This window comes from Paenibacillus sp. GbtcB18 (assembly GCF_019091125.1).
In the GTDB taxonomy this organism is placed as follows: domain Bacteria; phylum Bacillota; class Bacilli; order Paenibacillales; family NBRC-103111; genus Paenibacillus_F; species Paenibacillus_F chitinolyticus.
Window position 1 is genome coordinate 194,435 of sequence record NZ_JAGXJX010000007.1, and the last position, 19,346, is coordinate 213,780.

18 protein-coding genes are annotated in these 19,346 nt (G+C 55.7%); 12 read left to right on the top strand and 6 right to left on the bottom strand.

Annotated features, from left to right (window positions below; all coding sequences use genetic code 11):
- The first annotated feature begins 23 nt into the window (after positions 1 to 23).
- From KVT34_RS20580 to KVT34_RS20600, 4 genes are all read left to right on the top strand, one after another.
- Complete coding sequence (locus KVT34_RS20580) at positions 24 to 1,055, top strand: ABC transporter ATP-binding protein (protein ID WP_217560712.1); 1,032 nt, start codon at positions 24 to 26, stop codon at positions 1,053 to 1,055.
- Positions 1,052 to 2,242 (top strand): ABC transporter ATP-binding protein, encoded by a 1,191-nt coding sequence (locus KVT34_RS20590; protein WP_309244115.1) that lies wholly within the window; start codon positions 1,052 to 1,054, stop codon positions 2,240 to 2,242. Before KVT34_RS20580 ends, KVT34_RS20590 begins: the two co-directional genes overlap by 4 nt.
- A gap of 84 nt (positions 2,243 to 2,326) precedes the next feature.
- Positions 2,327 to 2,839, top strand: coding sequence for a hypothetical protein (locus tag KVT34_RS20595; protein ID WP_217560713.1), 513 nt, complete (start codon positions 2,327 to 2,329; stop codon positions 2,837 to 2,839).
- A gap of 336 nt (positions 2,840 to 3,175) precedes the next feature.
- Complete coding sequence (locus KVT34_RS20600; RefSeq protein ID WP_217560714.1) at positions 3,176 to 3,925, top strand: uracil-DNA glycosylase family protein; 750 nt, start codon at positions 3,176 to 3,178, stop codon at positions 3,923 to 3,925.
- Between the two features lies 1 nt (position 3,926).
- On the opposite strand, the gene KVT34_RS20605 is transcribed toward KVT34_RS20600, so the two are convergent.
- Positions 3,927 to 4,805 carry a LysR family transcriptional regulator gene (locus tag KVT34_RS20605; RefSeq protein WP_217560715.1) on the bottom strand — a complete coding sequence of 293 codons (879 nt, stop codon included), beginning with the start codon at positions 4,803 to 4,805 and terminating at the stop codon, positions 3,927 to 3,929.
- A 131-nt stretch (positions 4,806 to 4,936) separates the two neighbouring features.
- Between KVT34_RS20605 and KVT34_RS20610 the strand changes: the two genes are divergently transcribed.
- The 4 genes from KVT34_RS20610 (at position 4,937) to KVT34_RS20625 (ending at position 8,142) form a co-directional block, all read left to right on the top strand.
- A complete protein-coding gene (locus tag KVT34_RS20610; RefSeq protein WP_217560716.1) occupies positions 4,937 to 5,398 on the top strand; it encodes a nucleoside deaminase in 462 nt (153 codons plus the stop codon).
- Between the two features lie 2 nt (positions 5,399 to 5,400).
- Positions 5,401 to 6,708 carry a uracil/xanthine transporter gene (locus KVT34_RS20615; RefSeq protein ID WP_217560717.1) on the top strand — a complete coding sequence of 436 codons (1,308 nt, stop codon included), beginning with the start codon at positions 5,401 to 5,403 and terminating at the stop codon, positions 6,706 to 6,708.
- A gap of 103 nt (positions 6,709 to 6,811) precedes the next feature.
- Positions 6,812 to 7,480, top strand: a complete 669-nt coding sequence (locus tag KVT34_RS20620; RefSeq protein ID WP_042231409.1) for an MgtC/SapB family protein — start codon at positions 6,812 to 6,814, stop codon at positions 7,478 to 7,480.
- A gap of 161 nt (positions 7,481 to 7,641) precedes the next feature.
- Positions 7,642 to 8,142 (top strand): hypothetical protein, encoded by a 501-nt coding sequence (locus tag KVT34_RS20625; RefSeq protein WP_217560718.1) that lies wholly within the window; start codon positions 7,642 to 7,644, stop codon positions 8,140 to 8,142.
- Between the two features lie 166 nt (positions 8,143 to 8,308).
- On the opposite strand, the gene KVT34_RS20630 is transcribed toward KVT34_RS20625, so the two are convergent.
- The 3 genes from KVT34_RS20630 to KVT34_RS20640 form a co-directional block, all read right to left on the bottom strand.
- Positions 8,309 to 10,120 carry a methyl-accepting chemotaxis protein gene (locus KVT34_RS20630; RefSeq protein WP_217560719.1) on the bottom strand — a complete coding sequence of 604 codons (1,812 nt, stop codon included), beginning with the start codon at positions 10,118 to 10,120 and terminating at the stop codon, positions 8,309 to 8,311.
- 834 nt (positions 10,121 to 10,954) lie between these two features.
- On the bottom strand, positions 10,955 to 12,337 hold the full coding sequence (gene gdhA, locus KVT34_RS20635; protein WP_217560721.1) for an NADP-specific glutamate dehydrogenase: 1,383 nt from the start codon (positions 12,335 to 12,337) through the stop codon (positions 10,955 to 10,957).
- Positions 12,338 to 12,495: 158 nt separating this feature from the next.
- On the bottom strand, positions 12,496 to 12,975 hold the full coding sequence (locus KVT34_RS20640) for a hypothetical protein (protein ID WP_217560723.1): 480 nt from the start codon (positions 12,973 to 12,975) through the stop codon (positions 12,496 to 12,498).
- Between KVT34_RS20640 and KVT34_RS20645 the strand changes: the two genes are divergently transcribed.
- The 4 genes from KVT34_RS20645 to KVT34_RS20660 all read left to right on the top strand — a co-directional run bounded on the left by KVT34_RS20645 (position 12,974) and on the right by KVT34_RS20660 (position 16,433).
- The gene (locus KVT34_RS20645) at positions 12,974 to 13,159 is read left to right on the top strand and encodes a hypothetical protein (protein WP_217560724.1); all 186 of its coding nucleotides are present in this window, start codon (positions 12,974 to 12,976) and stop codon (positions 13,157 to 13,159) included. The two genes, KVT34_RS20640 and KVT34_RS20645, sit on opposite strands and share 2 nt — an antisense overlap.
- Positions 13,160 to 13,419: 260 nt before the next feature.
- The gene (locus KVT34_RS20650; protein ID WP_217560725.1) at positions 13,420 to 14,298 is read left to right on the top strand and encodes a polysaccharide deacetylase family protein; all 879 of its coding nucleotides are present in this window, start codon (positions 13,420 to 13,422) and stop codon (positions 14,296 to 14,298) included.
- 66 nt (positions 14,299 to 14,364) lie between these two features.
- The gene (locus KVT34_RS20655) at positions 14,365 to 14,934 is read left to right on the top strand and encodes an RNA polymerase sigma factor (RefSeq protein ID WP_217560726.1); all 570 of its coding nucleotides are present in this window, start codon (positions 14,365 to 14,367) and stop codon (positions 14,932 to 14,934) included.
- Positions 14,931 to 16,433 (top strand): DUF4179 domain-containing protein, encoded by a 1,503-nt coding sequence (locus KVT34_RS20660; protein ID WP_217560727.1) that lies wholly within the window; start codon positions 14,931 to 14,933, stop codon positions 16,431 to 16,433. Before KVT34_RS20655 ends, KVT34_RS20660 begins: the two co-directional genes overlap by 4 nt.
- A gap of 160 nt (positions 16,434 to 16,593) precedes the next feature.
- Here KVT34_RS20660 and KVT34_RS20665 read toward each other — a convergent pair whose 3' ends face one another.
- Together KVT34_RS20665 and KVT34_RS20670 are read right to left on the bottom strand one after the other, a co-directional pair.
- The gene (locus KVT34_RS20665) at positions 16,594 to 17,439 is read right to left on the bottom strand and encodes an alpha/beta fold hydrolase (RefSeq protein ID WP_217560728.1); all 846 of its coding nucleotides are present in this window, start codon (positions 17,437 to 17,439) and stop codon (positions 16,594 to 16,596) included.
- A gap of 587 nt (positions 17,440 to 18,026) precedes the next feature.
- A complete protein-coding gene (locus tag KVT34_RS20670) occupies positions 18,027 to 19,232 on the bottom strand; it encodes a cytochrome P450 (protein ID WP_217560730.1) in 1,206 nt (401 codons plus the stop codon).
- Positions 19,233 to 19,346 lie beyond the last annotated feature (114 nt).

Here is a 19,346-nt window from a genome sequence, read left to right on the forward strand (position 1 = left end):
TTTCAGCAACGGAGTGGAGATGAATGGCTTCCTTATTATCGGTTCGTGATTTAAAAACCTCGTTCTTCACCCGGGAAGGCGAAGTGCAGTCGGTCCGGGGCGTGAGCTTTACGGTAGAGAAAGGCGAGATGGTCGGCATTGTAGGGGAATCGGGAAGCGGCAAAAGCGTGGCGGCCAAGTCCCTGATCCGCCTGATTCAACCCCCGGGCAAGATCGTCGGCGGCGAGGTGATGCTTCAGGGGACGGATACGCTGCGGCTGCCGGAAGAAGAGCTGAGGAGGCTGCGCGGCAACCGGGTGGCGATGATTTTCCAAGACCCGATGACCTCGCTCAATCCCGTTGTCAAAGTCGGGACGCAGCTCACCGAAGTGATCCGCCGCCATCGGAAGCTCGGCCGCAAGGCGGCCCGCCTGCGGGCGATAGAACTGCTCCGGGAGGTCGGTATTCCGTCGCCGGAAAAGAGAATCGACCAGTACCCGCACGAATTCAGCGGGGGAATGCGGCAGCGTGTGATGATCGCGATGGCGATTTCCTGCACGCCCGAGCTGCTGATCGCCGATGAGCCGACCACTGCGCTGGACGTCACCATCCAGGCTCAGATTCTGGATTTAATGAAGAGCCTGTGCGATACGACAGGGACGTCCGTTCTGCTCATTACGCACGATTTGGGCGTGGTCGCGCAGGTCTGTACCCGGGTCGTTGTCATGTATGGCGGGCTCGTGATGGAAGAGGGGCCTGTGGAAGCTATCTTCGAGACTCCGCAGCATCCGTACACGCAGGGTTTGCTGCGGTCCATCCCCAAGACGGGCGGCGATTCCCGGGAAAAGCTCGTGCCAATCGAAGGCACGCCGCCGAATTTGCTCGATCCGCCCCCGGGCTGTCCGTTCATGGAGCGCTGTCCCCATGCGATGGAGAAGTGCCTGCGGCTCCCGCCGTATTACGAAGCGCAGCCGGGACACCGCTCGCTGTGCTGGTTGGCGGGGGTGCCCGGCAGCCGCGATAGCGGGAACGTGCCGCAGGCGGCCGACACGAAGCGAAAGGAGGAAGACTCGTGAGCCAAGAGCGCGATACAACGGCCCCTGATGCGAGCCATGCTGCGTTGAAGGGCGTGGACCCGGGCGCAGCCGGAGCAGCCGTGAGGGGTGAAGCTCCCGGTACCCCAGGCGCAGGAGACGGCCGCAGAGCCACGGACGGGAACCATGCGGCTGCCTCGGTGGCCCCCGGTACTGACGGCGGGGAATCGGGCGATGCAGCCGGTTCCCCGGACCAAGGCCGGGACGTGCTGATCGACGTCCGGGGGCTCAAGAAATATTTTCCGGCATCCCGATCTTTGTTCGGGCGTACCATCCGGGAGCTGAGAGCGGTCGACGACGTCAGCTTCCGCATTCACCGCGGCGAAACATTCGGTCTTGTCGGAGAATCCGGCTGCGGCAAGTCCACGACAGGCCGCTGCATCATCCGGCTGCACGACGTCACTTCCGGCGAGATCCGCTACGACGGCCGCGATATGGCCGCGATGGCCGAGAAGGAGCTAAAGCCTTATCGGAAACGGATGCAGGCCATTTTCCAGGACCCGTATTCCTCGCTGAATCCGGGGATGAACGTCCTCCAGCTCATCTCCGAGCCGCTGGAGATCCACAGCGCCTTTTCACGCGCGGAGCGGCGTGAGCGTGTGCTTGAGCTGCTGGCCAAGGTCGGCCTGAAGAGCGAGCATGCGGACCGCTACCCTCACGAATTCAGCGGAGGTCAGCGTCAGCGGATCAGCATTGCCAGGTCGCTGGCGGCCAGCCCGGAATTTGTGCTGTGCGATGAGCCGATTTCGGCGCTTGACGTGTCGGTGCAGGCACAAGTGGTCAATATGCTGGAAGAGCTTCAGGATGAGCTCGGGCTGACCTATTTGTTCATCGCCCATGATTTATCGATGGTGCGGCATATTTCCACCCGCATCGGCGTGATGTACCTGGGCAAGCTGGTGGAGGTCGCTCCGAGCGAGGAACTGTATACGAGCCCGGCGCATCCTTATACGGAGGCGCTGCTCTCCGCGATACCGGTTCCCGATCCGAAGGCCGCGCCGGCAGGCGGCCGTATTCTGCAGGGGGATCTGCCGAGTCCGCTGGAGTCGATAACGGGATGCAAATTCCGTTCCCGCTGTCCGTTTGCGATAGGCCGCTGCGCGGTGCAGGAGCCGGAACTGCGGGAGATCGCCCCCGGGCACTATACGGCCTGCCACTTGCATGAGTAGCGGAATTTTCTATAAACTGAGGAAAGAATAGACCAAGATGCGGCAGGCAGAAACAGCGACAGCTTACGAATAGAGGTGTTTCATATGGAGAAGCAGGCAAGATTTTCGCAAAAAACGGCTGTATTACTGGAGCGTGTGCGCCGGTTAGGCCTTTCCGACGAGGTGCTGCTGGCCAGTGCGGCGTCCGGAGATGTAAAGCCTTTGCAGGAAGTGTCCGGCGATGACTCCAATTACGAAGATTTTTTCGTTTACGGAGAGACGCACGGCGAACAGATTGCCGAAGGGATCCGAAACGGCTACCGGATGAAATTCAATACCATCGGCGGACTCCAGTCGTGGCTCAAAGAACGGCTCGGCCGGGAAGCCGAAACGGATTTCACCGCGTCCGTAGGCCGGATTGACGGACTCTCGCTGACGGCGGACGAAGCGGAGCTGCTGCGCAGCTCGCTGGCTTCGAACTGGCTCATGCTGGAGGCGCCGTCTGCGGGAGAGGGGGCGGACAAGGCGTCGGAGATTGAGGATACACCGGGACTCTCCGCTCCGGGACAAAACGGCACTTATTCGCTTGTTCTTAAATTTTTGTCCGAGAAGGAATAACACAAGTAAAAGGCTGAAGGCTGGAATCCGTGCTTTATGCGGTTCCGGCCTTTTATTGATACGGGCGGGCGGAAAAGCGCCAAGCGTCCGGAGCAGGCAGAAGCGTTGCCTTGCATATCCGAAACAAGCGGCTCGAACCTATCTCTAACAGAGGAGCAGGTTCTCCATGGAACAGCCCGGCAATACCCGTAGAAAACCGTGGGTAAAACCGGAATAGCGCAGCAGTCCGATTTACCGTAAAAGGGTGGATCGCGCAACAGCCCAGACCACCCCAGACCACCCCGCAACACCCCGCAACACCCCGGATCACCCCAATAGAAAGGAGGTCAGCCTAACATGCTGCCGACAAGCGAGTTCCATACATACAAGCCTGCTATTCTTTCACTGCCGGCGGATCGCCCGCTCACCAAAGAAGACCTTCTCACAGGCGATTTTCTGATGAAAAGAAGCGGCAGGCTGGCCATGTATTACGCACCTCACAACGAATTTATCCGTCCATCCGCCCAAGTCGTGATCGTGGGGATTACGCCGGGCTGGACCCAAATGAAAACGGCCTTCGAAACGGCAAGGGCCGGTCTTCTTCAAGGACTGCCGGACGACGAGATCGTCAGAAAGGCGAAGGAAGCGGCAAGGTTCTCGGGAAGCATGCGGCGCAACCTGATTTCGATGCTGGACGAGCTTGAGCTGCACCGTTATCTGGGATTGGCTTCGAGCGGGGATTTGTTCACGCAAGGCATCGGTTCCGTGCTGCATACGACTTCTCTGCTGCGGTACCCCGTTTTCGTACAAGGAAAAAACTACACGGGCGCGCAGCCGCCTCTTCTGTCCAATGAATTTTTGCGGGAAATGGCTTTCGCTTTCACGAAGGAAGAGTTGGAGCGGCAGCCCGGAGCGCTGATTATTCCGCTCGGTAAGACGGTAGAAGGCCTGCTGATGCAGATGGAAGAGGAAGGGTTCCTTGGGGAGTGCGGCATTCTGCGCGGGTTTCCGCATCCTTCCGGGGCGAACGGTCACCGCCATAAGCAGTTCGCCGAACATCGGGAAGCTATGAAGCGGCGGCTGGAGGAGAAGTTCGGACGCGCATAGGTTACCAGTTCCGGTAAGCGTCGATAAACGACCGGGACGCCCGCGAAAGCCACCCGTCCCTCAGTCCGATCAAGGCCGATTGCGCCGGAAGGATGTCGCCTTCGATGGGAATATATCGAAGGAGCGGGCCTGGATGCAGCCTCGGCACGGTTTCCGGCACGATTCCGGCTCCGAGTCCCGAAGAGACGAGCTGGAGCAGGGTGGACATATCGGAACATTCGCACACGATGTCGGGTTCGAGCCGTCTTTTCGCGAATTCTTCGTGGATCATATGATGAAGCCCCAGGCCCTCCGTACTCGGAATAATCAGCGGATACTCGCGGATCTGCTCGAACGTGACGGGGCTCTGCGCCTGCATGTCGCCAGCCGCCGTTACGAAGCAGTAACGCTCCGAACGCACATAATACACGGTAAAATCCTGCAGCGGCAGGGGGAGCGGCATGCGGACAATGGCCAAGTCGATGGTCTGTTCTTTGAGCAGCCGGCAGAGGATCGACGATTCGTTCTGATGAATTTTGAACGTAAACTGGGGATAGTTCTGCCTGAATTCGCCCAGTATACGGGGGAGCAGATCGTCGGACAGCGTATTGACCCCGATGCAGAGCTTGCCCGACCAGCCGCTCCGTACGGCATGAATCTCTTCCTGCGCTTCTTCCATGGAAGCGATGATTTTGACCGCGTGTTTGTACAGGGTCCGGCCTTCTTCGGTGAGCAGCATTTTCCGGCCTTCTCTGCGGAATAAAGCGGCGCCGAGCGTTTCTTCCATCGCTTTCAGCTGCTGGCTGAGCGGAGGCTGGGCGATATGAAGTTTTTTGGCGGCGGCCGTAATCTGTCCTTCTTCCGCGATGGCTTTGAAATAATGAAGTTGTTTCAGATCCAACCCGATCGTCTCCTTTTTCCATACGAAAATCATATAGGAAACAAATTTTATTGATATTATTTATATACTTCCCATCATGATACCATGGAAATGCTGTATAAATCCGAGTTATGGAAAGAGGGAACTATCCGATGGATTCTACCGATGTTTTTATAAAGCGGGCCGTAGAGCTTGCATGCACGAATACCCGTGAAAAAAAGGGCAAGCCGTTCGGGGCCGTTATTGTAAAAGACGGCCGGATTATCGCCGAAGGCGTGAACGATGTGCTGGAGACGCACGATCCTACCGCACATGCCGAAATCCAGGCCATACGTGAAGCGAGCCGTGTGCTCCGGCAGTCGGATTTATCCGACTGTGAGCTGTATGCCAGCGGCGAGCCCTGCCCGATGTGCCTGTCCGCCGTCTACTGGGCCAAATTCAAGGCCGTTTATTACGCGTATACGGAAGAGGAAGCTTCCCGAATCGGAATGAGTACGAAATTCGTTTACGACCAGTTGGCGCTTGCTCCCGAGAAAAGGGTTGTCCAGCTTGTCCGCGTGGAGCCGGATTGTCCGGATCATCCCTACACGATCTGGAAAGAAAGCCAGGCCTGATCATGCGTGCGACAATCACGCCTAAGATCGGTCTGGCGGGCCTTCAATGGATGTTTTTCATCCTGACCAATACGATCGTGGTACCGCTCACGCTGGGGCATGTCTTCCAGCTGGCGCCGGGCCAAATCGCTTTCTCTTTGCAGGTGTCCTTCGTGCTGACCGGCGCCGCCTGCATGCTCCAGGCGTACTGGGGCCATCGGTTTGCCCTGATGGACGGTCCTGCCGGCGTCTGGTGGGGCTTCACGCTCAGCATCGCCGCATCGGCCGCCGCAAGCGGCGCGGACATGAAGGCGGTCGGCGGAGGACTTGCCGCCGGGTACCTTTTATCCGGCCTGATGATGGCCGTCCTCGGACTGCTCGGTTTTGCGCGTATTCTGCGCAGGCTGTTTAACCCGGTCGTTATCAGCGTCTCTCTGTTTCTCCTGTCCGCCCAGCTTATGGCCAACTTCTTCACAGGCATGCTCGGGATAGGGGAGGACGGGCGGATGAGTCCGGCGGCAGCCCTTCTGTCGGTGCTGATCGCGCTATTTGTCGCGGTCGTTTATTTGAAGGGGCGCGGATGGGTGAGCAACTTTGCCATGCTTTTCGGCATCCTGCTGGGCTGGGCCGCTTACGGGCTCGCTTTCCCGGCTCCCGCCAGTATGCCGGACCACGCAGCGGCCGTAAAGGGACTTTTTCCATGGGGAAGCCTCCGGGTGGATGTCGGGATCATGGCGGCTTCTTTCGTCGTCGGTTTCATCAACATGTCCAACACGGTAACGTCTTTGAAGGCCGCCGAAAAGCTGTACGGCGAAGCCGCCACGGAGAGCCAGTACCGCCGCTCGTTCCTGATCACGGGGCTGATGACCCTGCTGGCGCCCGTATTCGGCCTGATTCCGTTCGGCACCTTCGCCTCTTCGATGGGGCTGCTGGAGAGCATGAAAATCCTGCACCGCCAGGCTCTCGCTATCGGCGGAGGACTTTTTCTCGTGCTGGGGCTTATCCCGCCTCTCGGAGGATGGTTTTCCGGTCTGCCGGTCAGTGTGGGGAGCGCTGTTCTTTTCGTCGCTTATCTGCAGATGTTCGGTACTGCCGTCCGTTCGGTGGAGGGAACGAGATTTAATTCCAAAACCATTTACCGGCTGGCCCTGCCTATTCTGCTCGGTGTCAGCATCATGAACACGCCCTCCGTTGTATTCTCGGCGCTGCCCGTTTATATCCGTCCGCTTGCGGGCAACGGTCTGGTGATGGGGATCCTGATGTCTCTGATTCTGGAAACTTGCGTAAACTGGACAAAGCTGGATATCGTCAAGGAAAAGGGTTACGATTGAAAGATCCTGCATAAGCTGGTGATCAAACGGCCGCAATCGGGTAATAGTTAACGCAAGGCCAAGGCGGTCTTCATAGTTGAAAGACGCGGCGGGGAGTGAGAATATGGTTCAATTCGATTACTTGTTGAGGGTGCTTGTCGCCGGAATATGCGGAGCGCTTATCGGCTACGAGCGGAAAAGCCGCTCCAAGGAAGCGGGGATCCGTACTCATTTTGTGGTGGCCGTGGGTGCGGCGCTTATGATGACGATTTCCAAATACGGCTTCCAGGACCAACTGGACTGGCCCAATCTCGGGTTAGACCCTTCCCGTGTGGCTGCGCAGGTGGTCAGCGGAGTCGGCTTCCTGGGTGCCGGCATGATCTTCATGCAGAAGCAGACGGTGAAGGGGCTTACGACCGCTGCCGGCATCTGGGCTACGGCCGGTGTGGGGATGGCCGTCGGTTCCGGCATGTACGGGCTCGGAATCGGCGTCACGCTGCTGATCCTGGCTGCGCAAAAAGTGCTGCACGGCCGGTTCAACTGGCTTGCGGCTCCGAAAAGCGAGCACTTGTTCATGCGTCTGGCCAACGAGCCGGATGCTTTGGAGAACATGCTGGCGGCCATCCGGGGCAGGGGCATCAAAGTTCTCAGCTTCACGATGGACAATGCAACGAAGGAAACGGACGAAATAGTTCTGGAGATCACCGTAAGGCTGCCCGAAACGTACCGGGTGGAGGAACTGCTCAACCTGACTCGCGAGGTTCCGGCCTTGCTTACCATCGAGGTTCAGTAAGAACCCCGTAACAAATACCGTCCCCCGTCATGGGGGGCGGTATTTGTTTGAACACGGAGAGCCCGCGCTGCATATACTGTATAACCGGAGCAGAAGCACCGGAAAGTCTTGCAACCGTTCGCAGAGCGGACTTACAAACTATTTTCGCCGAGGTGAGGCTAGTGGGAACCCGATTATTAGCCGAGCAGTTGATTCAGCAGCGCTATCCTCATTTAAGATATGTCCGTGTTCATACAGACGGTAAAAATACGGCGGTCATCTACGCGTGGAACGAAGAACTGCTTCTGACCGCCGAAGACATGGCCAATCTGAAGGAATTCGCTTCGAGTTATTTGCTTCCTCATGTTTGTTTTAAAGTAAAACCTTACGACCAGCTCAAGACGGACAGTATTCCCCAGGCCCGCATCCAGGAGCTGCCGGAGACGATCTGGAAAGCGGCGGTGGCCCGGGAATCCAACCAGTACCGCATTGCGTCGGCGCTGAACGATTTGTTCATGAGGAGCATCCGCTTTACGTTCAGCCGATACGATTCCGTCACGGGCACCGTCCATTTTGTGGCCCGGGCTTCGATTCCCGTCACCGACGAGGTCAAGGAGAGGGTTCAGCGTTACCTCTATGAAATGCTTCCGCTCGGGACCCGGAGCGAGGTTACTTACTATTGAAAGACCTTTGGCAAAAACAGATCACCCCTGTACGAAGCGGTTGCGCTTCGGCACAGGGGTGATCTGTTACGGGTTCAGCCGCCCTAATCCGGAAGCAAGCGGGCTTGCCGGACGGATGAATGGGCTTTACCGGGCGGGGCGGCTACGTAAAGCGGGGGAGCCCCGGCTAGCTGTCCTGCTCCAGCTTGAATCTCTTGGTCTCGCCGATCAGATGCGCGGCCGTCGCTTTAAGCTGATCGGACATGTCGGTCAGGGCGACGACGGCCGTCCGCTGCTCTTCCATCGTGGCGGCAACCTCCTCGGTTCCGGCCGCAGTCTGCTGGCTGATCGCGGAGAGGTTGGAGATGGAATTCAGCATGCCGTCCTTTATCTCCGTAATCTTATCAATGCTCCGGGACATCACTTGAATCCGGGAAGTGGTTCTTTCGACCGCGTCCGAGATGCCGGCAAAAGCAACCTTCGTATATTCCAGGGACTGATTCTGCCGGCTCATCAGCTCGTTATACTCCGAGAAAGAAGAAAGCGTGCCGCCGATTTCCTGCTGAATGTCCAGGACGATGGAGTTGATAATGTCGGCGGACTGCTCCGACTGCTGGGCCAGCTTCTTCACCTCGTGGGCGACGACCGCAAAGCCTGAGCCGTGTTCGCCGGCCCGGGCAGCCTCGATGGAGGCATTCAGCGCCAGCAGGTTGGTTTGCGAAGCGATCTCCCGCATAATCCGGATGATATGGCCGATTTCCTCGGACTTCGTTTTAAGCGCGTGAACGATGGCGTAGGTATGCTCGTTCTTCCGTGTTCCTTCCGCCGCAAGATCCTGCAGAGAATCGAGCTGCCGGAGACCTGCCGCACTCAGTTCTTCCGTATCCTGCGCAATGGCTATCGTCTCTCCGGTATCTTCCCGGAGCCGGAGCATCAGCGAGTCGATGTCGTTCACCATCTGGCTGTTCTGCTCGGCTACGGCCGCCTGCTCGCCCGCTCCGGTGGCGATTTCCTCGACGGACCGGGTGACCTCCAGCGAAGAGCCAGAGAACGACTTCGTCTGCTGGAACACTTCACCGGCAACCTCTGTCACGGTGTGCGCCGAAACCGATACCTGCCGGATCAGCCCGGCCAGGGAAAGGGCCATGTCGTTGAAGCTTCTGGCGAGATCGGCGATCTCGTCTTGTCCCTTCAGCTTCACCTTATGCGTGAAATCGCCGGCCTCCAGTTTGTGCATCCCGCTGCGCAGCGCCTTAATCCGGGCGGCAAACTGGCGTACGAACAGATAGAGGCCCGCCATGCCGAGAACAAAGGTGATGCCGAGAATCCAGATGGTCTGGATCTTGATATTGTCGCGCATCACGCCGGCCATGGCGTTCAAGCCGAAATCAAGCCCGATGACGCCGATGACGTTGCCGCTTGCATCCTTGACGGCTTTGGACAGCGTCATGGTCGAGATGCTGGTGTTCACGGCGTCCAGGTAAGGTTCGGTCCAGTTTACCTTATCGGGGTTGGCGATGGCCGCTTTATACCAGCCGCGCTCCCTCGTGTCGAAATTGGTAAGATCCACTTCAAGGGGAACCTTGGGGTAGACGTAGGACTGGCCTTTGGCCGTCGAGTAGAACATGCTCAAATAATAGCTCTGATCGAGCAGGGTAGGGAAAAAGTTCACGTAAAAATCGTTTTGACGGACATCGTTCACTTTCTGCATATTCTGGTAGTCCGTCCGCTTGGGTTCAGGGAAGGCGTATTTATCAAGCTGCATTTCGGGCTTGGCGGCTGCCTCCAGTACAAGCTTCTCCGCTTCGGAGAACATTTTGGAGAAGCGGGGAGACAGTTTTTCCAGCTCTTCTTTTTTCCCGGTTACTGCCGTGTAGTTGACGAATTCGGTCTGTTTGTAGGTGAGATAACCGAGTAGAGATGCGGGCAGCAGCAGAGCCGCGGCTATAATGATAAACAATTTTCCCTGCACGCTGCGCAGCCGGTTTAAACCCTTCATAGATGAGCCTCCCTTAACGATACCCTTTTAAATTTCCCTGTATAGTCTGAAATAAATTTGCGCGAAGGCGCTTCCGGAAAAAAACCGGAACTTACAACATTTCGCTGCTGCTCATAAATTGAAATTGAGCCAAATTTTCTGGAGATACCTCGATAAGACTGTAAGCGCATTCATTGTTGCGTCGGCTTCTTCATTGTGGTAGCTGTTCCTCGTAAGGTTGGCTTGGCAGTATCGGATCCAATCTGTTTTTCGCATCGCTCCTTCCAACAGACTCATGTATGGACATTACATGAAGTGTAATCTTTAGAACTTCAGTTTTACATTTGATTTTCGTATTTCGACAAAAAACAACACCGTCCTCTCCGTTTCGACATGAACGGAAGAAATTTTAAAAAATTTCAGCTCATGAAAGAGGCTATCCAGTTTGGGAAGGAAGGCAGAGAAAAAATCGTACCGCAACGAGCACGGACGGGCGGGAAGAGGCTAAACTGAGAGCCGTTTGGGTCCGACCGATCTTATCCGATAAGAGGGTCGGGCATGACGACAATGAACGGAGCCCGCAGGAGCCCGTCAGGGCCGCTGAAACAGGCGAAACATCCGGGAAGGCTTTGCAGGGGGTATCGGGCCACCAGAGGCCTCTGCAGCCTTTCTGACGGCCGATTCCGGCGCGCCGAGTGTGGCTGTTGAATCAATAGCTTCCTGCATCCCTGTCGGTTTGGGGCCGCAAGGCGCTAGCACGATGGGCAGTCAAGATTGTTTGGTTACGAAAAAAAGCCTCAACCGGCCTTTGAAGGCGGTGAGGCTTTTCGTGTATATGTCCGGGCATAAGGAAGATTAAATGATGCCTTGGGCGATCATGGCGTCGGCCACTTTCTTGAAGCCCGCGATATTCGCGCCCACGACAAGGTTGTCCGCGTGGTCGTACTCGGCGGCCGCTTGAATCGAAGCCTGGTAAATGTTCTTCATAATCTGGTGGAGCTTCTCATCCACCTCTTCGAACGTCCAGGATTGGCGCATGCTGTTCTGCGACATTTCCAGCGCGGAAACCGCCACGCCTCCGGCGTTGGCCGCTTTGGCCGGGCCGAAGAGAACGCCTGCCTGCAGGAACGCGTCGATGGCGTCAAGCGTCGTCGGCATATTCGCGCCTTCCCCGATAGCTTTTACCCCGTTGGCGATAAGAGTCTTGGCGGACGTGATGTCGATCTCGTTCTGCGTCGCGCATGGAAGGGCGATATCGCAAGGAATCGTCCAGATCTTGTCGCAGCCTTCATGATAGAAGGAGCCGGGGTGGAGAAGGGTATACTCGCTGATCCGTTTTCTTTCGACTTCTTTCAGTTGGCGGACCGTCTCCACATTGATTCCGTTCGGATCATAGATATAGCCGCCGGAATCGCTGCATGCCACCACTTTCGCGCCGAATTGCTGGGCTTTCTGCATGGCGTAAATCGCCACGTTGCCGGAGCCGGATACGACGACGGTGCTTCCCTCGAAGCTCAGGCCTTTGGCCTGCAGCATCTCGTGCACGAAGTAGACGGTACCGTAGCCGGTCGCTTCCGGACGGGCCAAGCTGCCGCCGTAAACGACGCCTTTGCCGGTCAGAACGCCCGCTTCGAAGCCGCCGCGGATACGTTTGTATTGTCCGAACATGTACCCGATTTCGCGGGCTCCGACACCGATATCTCCGGCTGGAACGTCCGTATCCTGTCCGATATATTTACAAAGTTCCGTCATGAAGCTTTGCGTGAAGCGCATAACTTCCCCGTCGGATTTGCCTTTGGGATCGAAATCCGATCCGCCTTTGCCGCCGCCGATCGGCAGACCGGTCAGGGAATTTTTGAAAATTTGCTCGAAGCCGAGAAATTTGATGATGCTTTCGTTTACGGAAGGATGGAACCGGAGTCCGCCTTTGTAAGGCCCGATGGCGCTGTTGAACTGAACGCGGAAACCGCGATTTACCCTAACATTGCCTTGATCGTCCACCCAGGGAACACGGAACGAAACGAGCCTCTCGGGCTCGACCAGCCTTTCGAGAATGCCGGCTTTCATGTAATGCGGGTTTTTAGCAAAAACGGGAACAAGCGATTCCACGATTTCCTTAACGGCTTGCTGGAATTCATATTGATTCGAATTACGCTGTAAAACAGTCTGATAAACTTCTTCAATATACGTTCTTGCTGCGACTTCGTTTACGGCCTTGCCTCCAAGCGTTACTCCCATTCACTTCACCAACCTTGTAGATTTAATTTTCTAATACTATTACATGTTTTTACTGGGAGAGCAACCATATTTCCATAAAAAATGCTTTATAGGGCGATAAAAAAGGTCGATAGCAAAAACCGAATTTTAATTGACCACCGGATGGTTAATGTACGATTTTAGCGTCCGATAGGCTCCGCGGAGGGCTGCGGAAGGGCCAAAACAGGGACCGGATCCTGCGCGGACTGAGCTTTCGGGGCCTGTTCTTTTTGGACAAGCGAGCGCCCTTTTCCGGTCAGGGCCTTACCGAAGGAGGCTAGCAGCATGACGATGCCGAGCACGAGTAAAATTGTGAACAAATTTTGATAAGCGCCGAGAAGCGCCGATTTTTTCACCTCTACTAGAAGTGTGGAAGCCGCCGATTTTTTCGCTTCCGAGGCAGTAAGACCACTGGCCATGAGATGGCCTGCCAGCTCAGACATTTTGGCGTTCAGGGCCGGATTCGTCACGCTTATTTGGCTGCGGAATGTTTCGTAGTGGATGGCGCTGTGGCGGTACAGAAACCAGCCCACGAACGGAGCGGCCAAGGCTCCCGCCAGATTGCGCATAAAGTGCAGGGATACCGACCGCAGAGCCGCGTGGTGAAGGTTGCCAGCCATGAACGGCCGGACAAGCCTGATTGAAATTACTCCCCGCGGCAGGGAAGTATTCGGAAATGTCCGTAAAGCGCGCATCGGGGCGTATTCGGAAATTTTGGGGGGCTGGCCCGAAGCGGAGCTGTCCCGGCTGGAAGAAACGTTGGAAAAGCTGAATCATTCTCTCGCCGAGTGGGAGAAAAAATGACATAAAAACCCTTCCTATCCGCCAAACCTGCTATAATGGTACCAGAAGAAACCGCCAAGCCGTGGACAAGCGGCCGAGCCGGCGGTAATCGAATAGATCCGATAAGTCCCTTCTTTAGACAGGATGTTGACCGGAAGGTTGCATGCGTGTCGTCAGAAGGGATTTTTTTGTGCTGCATTCATCCGATTTGAACCCGGAGCCGTTCGCTTACGACTATAAAGCAGCGCGCTTAATACGGAGTATGAGAGGTTAGCATAGGAATGAAAAACATAATTTTGGCGGCCTGCGGCATTTTATTCGGGATTCTTCTGATTTTTACGGTCGGATGGGACCGGAATGGACGAGAGAATGCGGCGGGTCCGGTTTATTACGAGAATAAAGCCATCGTTCTGCTTTACCACGACATCCGGAAAACGGCCGGAAGCCGGAAAGATCTGCCTTCAACCGTAACTCCCCGGCAGTTTGAGGGGCATCTGGAGATGCTGAAGGACCGCGGATTTCATATCGTTCCGATGGAACAGTTTGTACAGTTTATGCGGGAAGGCGGGAAACTGCCGCCCAATGCCGTTGTTCTGACCTTCGACGACGGGTACGAATCTTTTTATACCGAGGCCCTGCCGATTTTGAAAAAACACGGCGTGTCCGCCTCCAATTTTATCGTGGGCATTTCCTCGGACCTGTTCAATCCGGACGCCGACCCGCATTTGAATTGGAATCAGATCCGCGAGCTGAAAGAAGCGGGCATGGGCATCTATAACCACACCTACAATCTTCACCGGAAAATTCCGGAGGATGAAACCGACATGATGACCCCGGCGTTAACCGCTCGGATGTTTTTGGAACAAAAGAGGCGCAGCGAGATTGACGGAGAATACCGGAAACGGATTCGAAGCGACATCGCTTTTCTGGAAAAGAGACTGGATGACGAAACGGGCAAACACCGCCGTCTGCTCGCCTTCCCTTACGGGGCTTACACGGACGCTGTCGCGGTAGAGGGCCGGCGGGCGGGGATTGAACTCTTTTTTTCGATTGAAGACGGCATCAACCAACCGGGCGGCGAGATTGTCCGCCGAATAAACGCCGGAGAGCCCTATGTAACGGCAGATGCCTTGTGGAGCATGCTCAAAAAAGTTTTTTAGTATTTTTTGAACCGCCGCCGGACTTCTTACGCCAATAGATAGAGAGTGTGTGGAAGGAGTGTCAGCATGGAACTGGAAACCGAACAGCAGCAGCTGGAAGCCATCCGGCAGGGAGACAAAGACGCATTCCGTGCCCTGGTCAACCCCCTGATCGCAAAGTCATACCGGTCCGCTTTAGCCATTCTGGGCTCTAAACAACTGGCGGAAGAGGCCGTACAAAATACATTGATAGAGGCGTATTCGACGATTATGAGCGGCAGAGAAATCCGGCGGTTCCAAGGATGGTTCAGCCGGGTGGTAGCCAATCGCTCGATCGATGTCGCACGAAAAGAACACAATTACAGGCAAAGCCTGGACATTGACGATCTGATTATCCCCGATCAGGGTTCATCCCCTCTGGAGAACTTACTCCGCAAGGAAAACTCGCAGCGGGTGATCGAAGCGGTTTTGGCTCTAAAGCTCCAGCAGCGGATGGTCATCGTGCTGTATTACTTTCAGGAGCTGAGTATCGATGAAATCGCCGAAATGCTTGGATTGAAGGCGGGAACGGTAAAATCCAGACTTTATCATGCCCGTTTGAAACTCAGCCGGGACCTCCATCTTACGAGACCGCAAACAAAGGAGATAATGATATGAAGAGCGATCATGGTTTGAAGCAGGCTTTGGACAAGTCGTTTGATGATATCGCCGTGCCCGAATCGCTCTATCAGTTTGCGGGCGAGCTGCCGGACAAATTCGATGCCGGGGAGCTGGTGCACACGCCCGCCGCCGGGCAGGCTCCTTCCGTGAGACCCCGCAGATACCGGCGTGTCGCTGCGGGAAGCGCCGCGGCTGCGGTGCTGGTGCTGGTTTTCTCCTTCGGCGTGAGAATGTCCCCCGCATTCGCTTCCTTTGTCAAAGGAGTGCCCGGTTTCCAGATCGCGGTCGACTGGCTGACGGATGTGCGGAAGAAGGACGGCGTCCAGAACGCGATCGACAACAACTATTCGCCTATCGAACCCGTGACGAAGCAGTTCGGAGGCACGACGATTACGATCGGCGATATTTATTTGACGGAGGAAGAGCTGATCTACAAAGTGTTCGTCCGAACCGATGAGTTTGACGTAACCGACGAGGGACGGAACGAGGACATTTGGGTAACTCCCCGCGATTTACCTGCCGGAGGTTCGAGGACATCCACCTCCATTACGACTGAAGGAAACAAGCCGGTTCTGCAGGAGACGTACAAGTTCCAGCTTGCTCCGGGAGAGGATTCGGCAGGAGGGCTTCTTGATTACGGCAGCGAGCTTCGATTTTCTGTGCAAAAACATACGTCCGACCCGGCGCTCCGTAAAAGAGATATAGACGAAATCGGAAAAATCGGAGTTCCCTTTGATTCCGGTAAAATTTTGCACAACAAAGTGTTCCGGCCGGACATAGCCGCAGCGGTTGAAGATAGGGACTGGAAAGAGCTGAAGGTGGATAAACTCACCATTCAGCCGACGACCATGAATGTGATTCTTAAAGGCCGTGAAGGCTGGGGGTATGATTTCCCGAGGGAAGATGAGGAGGGGGCGCCCTACCTCAAAGACGATAAGGGCAGAGTGTACCCGTACGATCCCTCCGGTTCGGGCCTTGTATTGAAGGACGGATACCTGCAGCTTCCTTTCTCAACCTCGGTTTTCTTCGACAAGGACGTGCGGCAATTGGTTCTGCACATCGGCAAAGTCACAGTGACGGAACACAAGCCCGAAGCGACGTTTACGCTTTCCATGAACGAGAAATTTCCCAAAACGGTCCGTTTTAAGGATCGGGATGTCGTCATAGAGAGCGCGGAATACCATAAAGAAGGCTACCTGCAGCTTAAAGTAAGAAAAGGCACGCTGGACAAGAAGCTGGAAAAGGAAGTTAGCTTTATAGGAGAGAGCTTGCCGGAGAAAACGGTGGAAGAGTATCACGAGTTTATGCGGCAGGAGGAGTCTATCCGAGAAGGCTTGGGCATTCCGGGCTATGGAAAATTGGAGGACAACGGACAAGGGCCTTATTTGAACGTGTACCTGCTGGCGGAGAAAAAAGACAGCTACCGGATCTCGCTTGTCCGCTCCAACGTGGAAGTGACTGTGAATCAGGACCTGCCGATCGACGTGAAGCCGTAAAGGCGGATTCCCCGGGAGAGACGCGATGCGCTTGCCGGTGGTACGGAGCCGAGATGCCGGTGGGGGGGCTGCCTTCCGGAGTCCGGGCGGCCGGATTACAAAAGAAAGCCTTCGGAACCGCTTGGAGAAGCGGCTCCGAAGGCTTTTTTGGCGTTACAGGCTACAAAGCGGCATACTTGGCGATACCGCCGATAATGGCCGGCCATTCGGCCCGCGGCAGCTCGTGGCCGATGCCTTCAAGCGTTAACAGCTCCGCACCCGGAATCGAGTCGCGCAGCGCCTCCCCGTGTTCGTAAGGGATGATGGGATCTTTCGTCCCGTGTATCACAAGGGCAGGCGTCTGAATCTCGCCGTACCGGCCCAGATAGGATTCCCCGCCTGTCACATAGCTGTGGTTGAAAGAACTCGAGTAGTTAAGGGCTCTCTCGATGTCCCTTTCGGCCAGGGCGGTTACTCTTTCCTCGTCAAACGGATGCTTGGACTCGGCAAGAATGCGCCATTTGTCAACGGCGTTCCGAAGGAGCGTTTGCGGATCGGACCAGTCCATCTCTCCCATGGAATTGAAGAAAGCTTCCACTTTCGCTTCCATCTGGGGCAACTCTTCCCATCCGGGTCCGAAATACATCGTACTCACCAGCGTGATGCCCTGCACGCGATCGGGATGCCTGAGGGCAATGATCTGGACGAGCATGCCTCCCATGGACATTCCCGTGAAATGGGCTTTCTTCACTCCGTAGGCGTCCAGAACGGCGATCGCATCGTCAGCCATGTCCTCGAACGTATAACCGGGCCGGCCGGGTTCATAGCTTACGGAACGCCCGGTGTCGCGGTTATCGTAGCGGATCACGAAGAAGCCTTTCTCGGCGAGCAGCCTGCAGAAGTCTTCTTCCCACCATAGCATGGATGCCGTTGCGCCCATAATAAGCAGGACGGCCGGATGTGCGGGGTTGCCGAAACTGTCCGTGCACAATTCAATATCTTTAACGCGTATCATTCGTTCACTCATGGTTACACCCTCCGATTCATGTTAAAAAATAAAAACACAGGCGCTGCCTGTGTTCGGGTGATCGGAAAGGAACGCGAGTGCCCCGCATGTCCATACGTGTATGCGTCAATTCCCCCCTCGCCACAGGGTAGCTTGTCACGCGGCAGGCCGCCCCCTGCTCCACCCGGTAAAAACCGCGGGGTGCAGAAGCGGGTCCTGCGGTGAAAGCGTCCGGCGACGAATGATGCGAGGGCACGAAATATGCGGCGGATAAGCCGTTTCGTTACCGAAGCACAGATAAGCCGTTTCGTTACCAGAGCATCAAGGGGGTGCCGAAGGCAAGCCGTAACGGACTTGCCTTCGGCGGAGGGCATAGAAAAAGAGGGCGGAGAAGTCCCGCCCTCTTTAGCCTATGGCTAATTGGGTTATGAAGCAGGCAGACCAATCCCGATCACCCTGCACAGGGCAGGGCCTTTAAGCGCTATTTAGTTAGCTGCGTAAAGTCGATCGAAATTAACTGTTCCCACACATAACCCTCCGTTCTTTATAAGATAAGCATATTTTACCAGAAGTTAAGGGCGAGAGCAATAAGAGCGAACACCGGTCGCTTACTCCTCGACAACGACGGGCAGCGAATTCAGATTATGGTTGTTCCGAGGCAAATGATCCTGCGGCCGGAAGTCGTCCGGTATCGAGTAATCCGAGAACCGTTCCACGAATGTCTCCAGCGCTTGTACCGCTTCCATCCTTGCGAGCGGAGCCCCCAGGCAGAAATGATGGCCGCTGCCGAACGTAAGGTGCTTGATGTCCTTGCGCCGCACGTTGAACGACTCGCCGTCGGTAAACCGGTTCTCGTCCCGGTTGGCGGACGAAACCCAGGCGATGATCAACTGGTCCTTCTTCATCTTCGGACCGAACACGTCCGTGTCCTCCCCGATTCTCCGGTCCAGCGCAGCCGGGAACCGGTAGCGCAGGGTCTCTTCAACCGCCTGCGGCAACAGACCGCGGTCCTTGCGCAGCTCCCCGTACGCGCCGGGCTGGTCTTTGACCAAGCTGTAGAACATGTTCGTCAGCAGCGTGGTCGTGGTCTCGTTCCCGGCACCGAGCAGGCCCATCGCGGTTTGGGCGACCTCGGCGTCCGTGAAAAAGGCCCCTTCGTATTCCGCAAGAATCATATCCGAGATGATATCGTCTTGGAGCTGCGCGCGTTTTTGCGCGACAATGGGGAGCAGATATTCGACGAACTCTTTGCTGGCACGGGCTTTGGCGGCCTGCAACTCCTCGATATGCTGAAAATCGTGGGGCATGAACAAAATGTCCGACCAGTTTTTAATCTGCTGCCAATCTTTCGAAGGCACTCCCAGCAGGTCGGCGATAACCGTAACGGGCAGAGGAACAGCCAGTTCTTGAACAAGATCGACCGATTTCTTATTCGCTATGTTGGTCACAAGCTCGTTCACGATGTTCTGAACCCGCGGTTTCCAGTCTTCGAGACTGTGCGGAGTAAAGGCTTTGGAGAGAAGCCCTCTGCGTCTGCGGTGGTCCGGCGGATCGGAAAAAATCAGATTCACCTTATTGTCGCTAAGGGGAACCGGAATCAGGCTCCGGTCTCTTTTGCTGGGAAAAAGTTTGTAGTCGCTCAAAACCTGCTTGGCGTGATCATAGAGAAACACATTCCACGTATCCTGCCGCTCGTCGTAAAATACCGGCGATTCTTCACGCATCTTTTTGTACCAGGGGTAGGGATTCCAGAACTCGTCCTTCGTTCTAAAACCGGTAATTTCATGAATGAACAGCTGTTCTTTAACCGCCATAAAAAAAGCCTCCCTCATAAGAATGAATAGGTTGGTGTACAGGCCATCTGAATTTTTACCCTTTTTTGGTTAAAAGGAAACAAATGTTAATTATTATGAGAGAGACAAGCGGAT

What these genes read in the sequence shown, in the direction of transcription:
- KVT34_RS20580 (WP_217560712.1), top strand. Translation starts at nt 24, where the DNA reads ATGGCTTCCTTATTATCGGTTCGTGATTTAAAAACCTCGTTCTTCACC.
- KVT34_RS20595 (WP_217560713.1), top strand. Translation starts at nt 2,327, where the DNA reads ATGGAGAAGCAGGCAAGATTTTCGCAAAAAACGGCTGTATTACTGGAG.
- KVT34_RS20600 (WP_217560714.1), top strand. Translation starts at nt 3,176, where the DNA reads ATGCTGCCGACAAGCGAGTTCCATACATACAAGCCTGCTATTCTTTCA.
- KVT34_RS20610 (WP_217560716.1), top strand. Translation starts at nt 4,937, where the DNA reads ATGGATTCTACCGATGTTTTTATAAAGCGGGCCGTAGAGCTTGCATGC.
- KVT34_RS20615 (WP_217560717.1), top strand. Translation starts at nt 5,401, where the DNA reads ATGCGTGCGACAATCACGCCTAAGATCGGTCTGGCGGGCCTTCAATGG.
- KVT34_RS20620 (WP_042231409.1), top strand. Translation starts at nt 6,812, where the DNA reads ATGGTTCAATTCGATTACTTGTTGAGGGTGCTTGTCGCCGGAATATGC.
- KVT34_RS20630 (WP_217560719.1), bottom strand. Translation starts at nt 10,120, where the DNA reads ATGAAGGGTTTAAACCGGCTGCGCAGCGTGCAGGGAAAATTGTTTATC.
- gdhA (WP_217560721.1), bottom strand. Translation starts at nt 12,337, where the DNA reads ATGGGAGTAACGCTTGGAGGCAAGGCCGTAAACGAAGTCGCAGCAAGA.
- KVT34_RS20645 (WP_217560724.1), top strand. Translation starts at nt 12,974, where the DNA reads ATGAACGGCCGGACAAGCCTGATTGAAATTACTCCCCGCGGCAGGGAA.
- KVT34_RS20640 (WP_217560723.1), bottom strand. Translation starts at nt 12,975, where the DNA reads ATGGCTGGCAACCTTCACCACGCGGCTCTGCGGTCGGTATCCCTGCAC.
- KVT34_RS20650 (WP_217560725.1), top strand. Translation starts at nt 13,420, where the DNA reads ATGAAAAACATAATTTTGGCGGCCTGCGGCATTTTATTCGGGATTCTT.
- KVT34_RS20655 (WP_217560726.1), top strand. Translation starts at nt 14,365, where the DNA reads ATGGAACTGGAAACCGAACAGCAGCAGCTGGAAGCCATCCGGCAGGGA.
- KVT34_RS20660 (WP_217560727.1), top strand. Translation starts at nt 14,931, where the DNA reads ATGAAGAGCGATCATGGTTTGAAGCAGGCTTTGGACAAGTCGTTTGAT.
- KVT34_RS20665 (WP_217560728.1), bottom strand. Translation starts at nt 17,439, where the DNA reads ATGAGTGAACGAATGATACGCGTTAAAGATATTGAATTGTGCACGGAC.
- KVT34_RS20670 (WP_217560730.1), bottom strand. Translation starts at nt 19,232, where the DNA reads ATGGCGGTTAAAGAACAGCTGTTCATTCATGAAATTACCGGTTTTAGA.